This window comes from Bacillus sp. GMs2/2 (assembly GCF_050172095.1).
GTDB lineage: Bacteria > Bacillota > Bacilli > Bacillales > Bacillaceae_G > Bacillus_A > Bacillus_A cereus.
On the sequence record NZ_JBNLYE010000162.1, the window covers coordinates 1 to 9,090 of the forward strand.

Here is a 9,090-nt window from a genome sequence, read left to right on the forward strand (position 1 = left end):
TGTACAAAGACGATTTAATAAAATATAATCTCCTTTCCCCTCATTTCCAATGATTAACTTTAATACAAAAGGGAGCGTTTCATTCGTATCAACGATTTTTGTTTCGTAACGCCCTTCATTTTGCATATCCATACAGCTCCAGTTCTCTACGTTTTTCTCGTATATATGCTAAAGAGTGTTCAAATGTAGATACTCTGTTTGCAAGTGCAGATTGCAAAAGAGGTACTAAGGTCGCCCCCCTTTTTGCTTCTTCAGAAAGTAAAGGCCCAACCATCATTTCGGTCCCTCTGATTTTCGTCAATACACGTTGCTTTATTTGTAAATCAAACCCCTCTTCTCTACTGATCATATAGGTATGATTATTTTGGAACGGTATGTTTTGCAAATAAGTCGCAATTGCATTTGCACATCGGAAAGAAATTCCCTTAGACGCGTCATGTGATGACAATACGACATGCAACTTATCTAATAGCTCTAATTCTTCTTCAGAAAACACTTCAATCATCGCTTTATTTCTCATCCAATTTATCCGAAATTCTCCCGCTGTTACTTTCAAAGGTGGATGTAATACGACTTTCCCCTGTTCCATGTCCATCTCACAAAACGGAATTTTCTGTAACGTTATTAGGTTCGTTCGATCTAATAATCGATCAGAGAGCTCTTTTGTTGTTTCATCAAAATTCACAGTACCTACAAATATAATATTTTCTCCAATTTCAATTGTTGATGGAATTGAATTCTCTATGTCCTGTACACCCTCATACAAGTTTAAAATACGATTTTTTGTTTCAAGTTCAAGAACAGATAGAAACGGAGTAAACCAATGCTCAATATAAGACATGTTCATTTCATCAAAAACGATTATATACAGTTGATTGGGATTTTCTTTCGCCTTCATTAACGTTCTAACTAACTTCGTTTCACTTTCAATAAAAGTACCATTTGGATGAAGGTAACCAAGTAAATCATGTGGTTCTTGATACGATGGCGAAATCGGAATCCAAACCAACTCTTCCCCATACTGTAACCCTAATGCTTCTGCATAAGTTTGCACAAACCGTGATTTCCCAACGCCCGGTATACCACCAAGAATCGTTAACATATTTGTTTTTACACTTATATGGAAATTATAAATATCCGTTTCATCCAAATATAACCCTTTATTATGCACCATACTTTGTACATACTGTAAAAAAGACGATTCACGCTCATCCCATTCCCATTCATCTTTTTGTACTTTTATATCCTCTACTTCAACTAGCTTACCTTCTTCATGCATTCGTTTTTTTAATTGCTCATACACATAATCACTTACAAAATATAATTGATCTTCTACCGCTATTTCTACATACTTCGTCCAGTCACTGCAGTTTATATATTTACATTCACGTTTCTGTTCAAAATAGGCGATTGAGCTAATTGATGACTTTAGGGATATGTTTCCGTAAAGTCTTCCATCGTGCCACAATAATTCGGGAGGCTCAAAGTCTTTCGGAAATTTTGGCATAAGAAATGATAAATAACCGTTGCTAAGTTTTCGTTCTAAAGATTCTCTTTTTTTATTATTTGTAACTTTAGGTGCCGGAATCATTTTATAGCTGCTTGCTATTTCTTTCGGTTCTTCTGTACATATTAACTCCACGTATACATTTCCTCTTTCATAATAAAGACGAAACATTACTAGTTGCTTTTCTAATTTCCTCTTCTTTAATTCCGAAAAGATTTTTTCATTCTTTTTATTGCTACATAACCCTTCAAATACATATGGTTCATTTGTAAATTGTTCCTGTAAAGTGAATGGTATTGGCGATAAGCATTGTACAAAGAAATTCTCTCCACTCTTCTCTTTCTCAGCTTTTGTAAATTTCCCTAAAAATCTCATATAGTACATTCGTTTTATAAAACTTGGCTGAAGAGCTTTATGTAATTTCACCTTAGTCACCTTCTTTTTTCATACTATTCTTAGTGTATGAAAGAAACGAAAAACTAGAAATAAAAAACCTGACGTTATCCGCCAGGTTCAAAATAAAAACTTATATTAATGAGAAGGAAATGCTTTTTTCTCTTGTAAAATTGCATTATGAGCAATTTTCATTTTCGCAAGTACGTAACGTAATCGATCTTCAGCGTTTTCATCTTTACTTATTTGTAATTCCGCCAAATTTTCAACAGAACTTGCTAAATTTTCAATGACTCCTCTCAGTTCAGGATGATGATTAAAAAAAGATTCTTGCACTAATACTTTCCTTAACTCACTAGCTAAATCAATTATTCTAGACAACTGTTCTTTTTTTTCCATTCTCATCCCTCCTGAATATCTTATGTAGTAAATATTCTCTAAACAAAGAAAAAAGCCCTTTAAATAAAAAGGACTTTTTACATTTTTATATTTCCAGTTAATAACATATATATGGATGTGATAGCCGCAACAATAATTGCCCACATCACATATTTCTCTGCACCTACAAAGCAACGGTTCCCTTGTTCTTTTCTTGCAAACGTGTAAACAATAATTCCAATTCCATACACAATTGAAACGAGTAGTAAATTCTTTAAACCAGCTGCATAAAGAAGCCATACAGAGTAAATAGAAGCAATTAAAGCCAACGCTCCGTTTTTTAATTTTGCGTCTTTTAGCTCGTTTGTAATGACTAATTTAAATTGGAATAACGCTGATAATAAATATGGTAATAAAATTGATGTTGATGCAATGAAATACATAATTTGATATGTTGATTCCGAAAACAAAACGATGATAAATATAATTTGGGCAACACCATTTGAAATCCATAATGCCATGTGCGGTGTTTGCTTTTTATTTGTTTTCGTAAAGACTTTCGGAAATACGCCATCTTTTCCTGCTACATGAGAAATTTCAGAAACAAGTAAAAACCAGCCAATTAATGTACCGACAAGTGAAGCAACTAATCCGATGTTAATCGCAACTGCACCCCATGGACCAACAACGTGCTCTAATACATGTCCCATTGACGGAGTTTCTAACACAGAAAGTTCGCCTCTTGTCATAGCTCCCATTGACAGGACAGAAATTAAAATATAAATGGACATTACTAAAATAAGTCCCAATACTGTTGCCTTACCAACATCTCGACTATTCTTCGCTCTTCCAGATAATACAACCGCTCCTTCAACTCCAATGAAAACCCAAAGTGTTACAAGCATTGTATTTTTCACTTGACCAAGTATAGCGGAAAGTGAGATCGTTCCTTCTCCCCAAAAATCATGTGTAAATGTGTCCCAGCGAAAGGCTGTTACCATTACAACAATAAATAAAACGATTGGAACTAACTTCCCTATTGTTGCGATAACATTCATAATAGAAGCTTCACGGATCCCAAATAAAATTAGAAAATGAAGTGTCCATAATAAAAGTGATGCCCCAACGATAGACGCAACATTATTTCCTCCTTTGAAAATTGGAAAGAAATAACCTAATGTACTAAACAGTAACATAATTGTTGCGACATTACCTAAGATTCCTGCTAGCCAATATCCCCAAGCACTATTAAATCCAATATATTCACCAAAACCAGCACGTGCATAACTATAAATTCCACCTTCAAGTTCCGGTTTTTGTCTTGCTAACGTTTGATATACGAGCGCAAGGGGAATCATTCCCATCGCTGTAATACACCAGCCAATTATTATTGCACCACTGTTTGCTCCTACTGCTAAATCATGCGGTAAACTAAAAACACCGCCACCAACCATTGTTCCAACTACTAATGCGATTAATGGAAAAAATCCTAACTTCTTTTCTATTTGTACCACCCCATCTGTCATTCTAGGTGTTATGTTCGTTCAACTATTAAAGTCACCTTTTTCTCTAATAGACGTTTCTCTTATATTTTTTCAGGAAAACATTACTTATTCTAAAAGAAAATGAGCAAAAATGGAATACTTTTTTGAAAAAATGTATAAGTATGCACAAAAAAAACCGCTCATTTTGTAATGAACGGTCATTTCAAACATATAAATTTGTATATTTTTTGTAAATTTAACGAAGTAAATTCTCTTTTTGTAAAAATTGTTTTGCGACTTCTTCACTACTTTTACCATTTACGTTAACTTCATAATTCATTTTTCGCATTTCTTCATCTGTAATCTTTCCAGATAATTTATTTAATACCTTTTCAAGTTCAGGATATTTCTGTAACGTTTCTTTTCTTAATAATGGTGCTCCTTGATAAGGTGGGAATAACCCTTTATCATCTTTTAGCACTTTCAGTCCGTATTGCTCCAATTCACTATCTGTTGAATATGCATCAATTACGTTAACATCTCCAGATTCAATTGCGCTATAACGCAGCTTCGGCTCCATCGTTTTAACATTCGAGAACTTATAGTTATATAATTTTTGCATTCCTTTATAACCATCTTCACGATCAGCAAATTCCAATGTAAATCCTACTTTGGCTTCCTGCGCAACATTCCCTAAATCAGAAATTGTATTTATATTCTTTTGATCTGCTATTTTTTTCGGCATGGCTAGTGCATATGTATTGTTATACTCCATTGGCTTCAACATAATCATATTATATTTCTTTTCCATTCCAACGCGAGCCTGCTCATATACTTCATCACGATTTGTACTCTTTGGTTCTTCTTTCACGAAAGTAGATAAAGCTGTTCCTGAAAATTCTGGGTATATATCTACTTCCCCTGATTTCAACGCTTCAAATACAAATGCTGTTTTCCCAAGACCTGGTTTTAATTGTACGTGTAAATCTGTATCTTGTTCAATAAGCTGCTTATACATTTGAATTAAAATTTCAGGTTCTGATCCAAGTTTGCCCGCAATAACAATATCTTTCTTTTCGGTACTCCAAAGAAGTGGAGAAGCAATCATTATACAAACAATACATATCGTCAATATAACACGCTTAGAAGAGCGTTTCGGTCGTTCAAGTATGCGAAGTACTATATCAAAGAATAAAGCGAGTAACGCGGCTGGTACGGCCCCTAAAATGATAAGTGCATGATCATTTCGATCTATACCTAATAATATCAGCTTACCGAGCCCACCAGCACCAATGAGAGCTGCTAATGTAGCCGTTCCAACAATTAATACCATCGCTGTACGAATACCGGCCATAATAATAGGCAATGCAAGAGGAAGTTCTACCTTCCACAATCTTCTCCAACTATTCATCCCCATAGCTTTCGCGGCTTCTATTAGAGATTCATCTAATTCCCTTATTCCTGTATATGTATTTCGTAAAATAGGTAATAGTGCATACACAACTAATGCGATAATCGCTGGAAGTTTTCCGATTCCTACTAACGGAATTAAGAGTCCAAGCAATGCAAGTGATGGCACTGTCTGCATTACTGCAGAAGTTCCTATTATAAATTCAGCCATTCGTTCTTTTCTTGTTAATAAGATGCCAAGTGGCACTGCTATAATTACTGCAAAAAATAATGAAATAAGCGATATTTGTAAATGCTCACTTAATGCAGTTAGTAATTCTATTTTTCGTTCTTGGAACGTTTGTATAAAATTAGTCACTGTTTAGCCTCTTTCCTTCATTTGTTCAACAATGTAATTGACAATATGACGACTTGTTAACGCTCCAATATATTGACCGTTTTCTTCAACTGGAACGACCTCTTCATCACGCACACGAACTAGTGCTTCTTGTAAGGAAGAATGTAATGATAGCGCCTGCCCTTCTAATTGCACACTTTGATCAAGTGGCAATACATCTGCTACACTTTTCCCCTCATACCAAGTTCGCCCATGATTTCCAATGAACTCCTCTACAAATTCATTTTTCGGATTATGTATAATTCCTTCTGGTGTATCTAGTTGAACAACTTTTCCTTCTTTCATAATACAAATGCGATCTCCAAGTGATAATGCTTCTTGCATATCATGTGTTACGAACACGATTGTTTTTTGAATCTTTTTTTGCAACTGTACAATATCCTTCTGAAGCTGTTCCCTACTTAATGGATCTAACGCACTAAATGGTTCATCCATAAGAACGATTTTCGGGTTTGCGGCTAATGCTCGCACGACACCGACACGTTGTTTTTGTCCTCCTGACAATTCATCAGGCATACGATCTCGATATATATCCGGCTCTAATCCAACCATATGTAACAAGTCATCGACGCGTGCTTTAATTTCTTTTTTGCTCCATTGCCTCATTTCAGGAACAACTGCAATATTTTCAGCGATTGTCATATGAGGAAACAAAGCAATCTGTTGCAACACGTATCCTATATCCCAACGTAATTCGTTTATATTATATTGTTGAATATCTTTTCCATCGATTAAAATCGATCCTTCAGTCGTTTCGATTAAACGATTAATCATCTTCATTGTCGTGGTTTTCCCGCAACCACTCGGACCGATAAGAACAAAAAATTCTCCCTTTTTAATTTCTAAATGCAATGAATCCACTGCTTTCGTGCCATCTTCATACGATTTTGACACATGATTAAATTGAATCACAAATACAACTCCTTTACTGTTGTTTCCTTTATTTTGATGGAATATGGCATTCATTTCAAATGATACGCTTTTAAATTAAAAAAGAGCTCACATTTGAGCTCTAACGGTCGAACAATATTGTTTTCATAATAGCAGCATATTCGCGAACATACATTTTTCTCTTAGAACGAATTGGTGTTTCAGCAGCTAGTGCCTCCATCTTCATGCCTAAACGCTTTGCAATTATTTTCGTTCGATATAAATGATACGTATTACTTACAACTACCGCATGTTTCACATTATATAAATCCATACTAAACTTTAAGTTTTCATACGTATTTGTAGATTGATCTTCTATTAAAATACGACTCTCATCTATACCGCGCGCCATTAAATAGTTTCTCATGCTGTGAGCTTCCGGTATATCTTCATCTTCTCCTTGACCACCTGAAACAATTACTTTCGCTTCAGGATGGGAAAATAAATACTCCAACGCTACATCCAAACGATTTTGAAGAGATAAAGACGGTCTATCTCCAAATAACTTTGCACCCAGTATAAGAACGTACGGAGAGTGATAGCTCAACTTTTCACGAGCAACTTTGTTCATTCTAAACGTCATATAAATGATGTATAGTGGCGGTAATAATAAAATGATAAGAAAGATCCATTTGTTCATAAATAAGTTTGCACTCCCTTTCTTTTTATTATACAGAAAAAGAAAGGGCGGCAGAAGTGTTTTTTTAAACGATTGATTTATTAGAAACATTCGCCGCTACTTTACGTTGTGATAGTACATAATAAATAGCGATTCCTAATGAGAAGATCAATATGCAGCTTAATACGTAAAACGGAAGCATTACTCCGGCTTTAGATACACCCGCTGTAAACAGCATTAATAATACAATTCGTATTCCAGTACCAATTAGGCGAAATAAGCTGTCTACACGTCCCATTACTTCGTTTGGAATTTCCTCCATCATCAATACATTTCTCGCCACTCTTGTACCCGCATTTCCAACTGCTTGAAAAATTGCAAGTCCATATAAGAAAATTACGGAAGGTTCAATAATCATTGCGGTAATTGAAATTACATAAATGAACATCGTCATAACGATTGAAACTTCTGTTTTTACATATTTCATTATGAGTGGAATACAGATTCCTGCAACAACCGCTCCGACACCGTACATCATCCCCTCTATTGCGTATACAGAGGCATTGGCTTTAAGTATATCTGAAATATAAACTGGTATTAAATAATTTGCCATCATAACACCTATAAACGGCATATAAGTGGCCAGTAAGAACCAAAAGAGCTTAGGACGTTTTTTCATAAAGTGAATTCCTTCAAACAATTGCTTCTTAAATGTTATTTTTCTTTTCACTTCTTTTTTCTTTACGTACGGTATACATAAGAAAAGAAAAAATGCTCCAGCAAAAGTTAACATGTCTACTAACAAAATCCACTTCAAAGATACAATTTCAATTAAGAAGCTCGCGGCCGCTCCAGAAATAACTTGTGTTAACTGTCCTTGTATTTCCATCGTTCCACTTAAACTTTTATAATGTTCTGCTTGAAATATCTCTTGGTTGAACGCAAATATTGTAGGATAAAATAATAAATAGTAGAATGATCCGGCTATATAAATAAGAATATAGTGAATAGAATGATAAGGTTGCCCAGCAAATCCCCATATAGCCATTATTCCGATTACGGCTATTCCGATTCCTTCGTTACATAGCAATAAAGATTTTCTTGAAAAACGATCAATACTTTGCCCAATGAATGGTGTTAATAAAAACATAATGAGGGTTGCAATGATAGAAACATAACCAAATGTTGTCTCTCCTCCACTCTCTTTAATTAACAGCCAAGGAATCGTTATCATAACAATTCCGGAACCAATAGCAGATAGACTATTGGCTCCTAGAATGTAATACAAGCGAGAATCATGATAAAGTGAGGACATATCACTCCACTCCTAGTTGTTTTTTCACCTCTTTATATACGCTCATATATGCTTTTAATTCTTTAACTACATCATGAATTAATGGTTTTGCATCTTCCCCAAGTTCACCATCTTGCACATGTAATCCATCAAGCACAACTTGTTTTGGAATTGCATTTGCATAAACACCTCTAGCGACCGTTCGCATGCTGTTTAATGCATTTATTCCACCTTTACCGCCACCAGCAACCGCTAACAATGCAACTGGTTTATGAATAAATTCACTACTACTTAAGTAATCTAAAGAGTTTTTCAGCGCACCGCTCATCGCATTATGATATTCTGGTGTACATAATACAACCCCATCCGCAGCTTTCACTAACGTTTTTAATTTTTTTACTGCCTCTAAATCACGTTGCGACTCTTCTCCATTGTATAAAGGTAACTCCTCAATTGCTAAATCATATAATTCCCCTTCAAATTGATCCGCAATATATTTTGCCACCACGCGAGTTCTACCAAATTTTCTTGGTGTACCGTTAATAACGACTAGTTTCATGATTATTTCTCCCCTTTGTTTTCAAGTTCTACTTATATATTATCAGAAATTTCTATACAAAACACAATATAAAGAGTTAACTTGTTTCATAAAATAGTATGATAAACAAAAAAGAACTC

At 34.9% G+C, this 9,090-nt stretch carries 8 protein-coding genes; all 8 read right to left on the reverse strand.

All coding sequences use genetic code 11. The features are described from left to right. Window positions 1-115 precede the first annotated feature (115 nt). The 8 genes from ACQGS6_RS18100 to ACQGS6_RS18135 all read right to left on the reverse strand — a co-directional run bounded on the left by ACQGS6_RS18100 (window position 116) and on the right by ACQGS6_RS18135 (window position 8,971). Entirely contained in the window at window positions 116-1,933 is a 1,818-nt protein-coding gene (locus tag ACQGS6_RS18100; protein ID WP_000766199.1) for an AAA family ATPase, read from the reverse strand. 105 nt (window positions 1,934-2,038) lie between these two features. Then, entirely contained in the window at window positions 2,039-2,299 is a 261-nt protein-coding gene (locus ACQGS6_RS18105) for a hypothetical protein (RefSeq protein WP_000412089.1), read from the reverse strand. 77 nt (window positions 2,300-2,376) lie between these two features. Beyond that, window positions 2,377-3,804 carry a basic amino acid/polyamine antiporter gene (locus ACQGS6_RS18110; RefSeq protein WP_000129444.1) on the reverse strand — a complete coding sequence of 476 codons (1,428 nt, stop codon included), beginning with the start codon at window positions 3,802-3,804 and terminating at the stop codon, window positions 2,377-2,379. 214 nt (window positions 3,805-4,018) lie between these two features. Then, on the reverse strand, window positions 4,019-5,530 hold the full coding sequence (locus tag ACQGS6_RS18115; RefSeq protein WP_000181018.1) for an ABC transporter permease/substrate-binding protein: 1,512 nt from the start codon (window positions 5,528-5,530) through the stop codon (window positions 4,019-4,021). Window positions 5,531-5,533: 3 nt separating this feature from the next. Next, on the reverse strand, window positions 5,534-6,481 hold the full coding sequence (locus tag ACQGS6_RS18120) for an ABC transporter ATP-binding protein (RefSeq protein ID WP_000614082.1): 948 nt from the start codon (window positions 6,479-6,481) through the stop codon (window positions 5,534-5,536). Window positions 6,482-6,581: 100 nt separating this feature from the next. Continuing rightward, window positions 6,582-7,139, reverse strand: coding sequence for a YdcF family protein (locus ACQGS6_RS18125; RefSeq protein ID WP_001987388.1), 558 nt, complete (start codon window positions 7,137-7,139; stop codon window positions 6,582-6,584). A gap of 64 nt (window positions 7,140-7,203) precedes the next feature. Continuing rightward, a complete protein-coding gene (locus ACQGS6_RS18130) occupies window positions 7,204-8,433 on the reverse strand; it encodes an MFS transporter (RefSeq protein WP_000097153.1) in 1,230 nt (409 codons plus the stop codon). A 1-nt stretch (window position 8,434) separates the two neighbouring features. Then, the gene (locus ACQGS6_RS18135) at window positions 8,435-8,971 is read right to left on the reverse strand and encodes an NADPH-dependent FMN reductase (RefSeq protein WP_000780355.1); all 537 of its coding nucleotides are present in this window, start codon (window positions 8,969-8,971) and stop codon (window positions 8,435-8,437) included. Window positions 8,972-9,090: the final 119 nt, after the last annotated feature.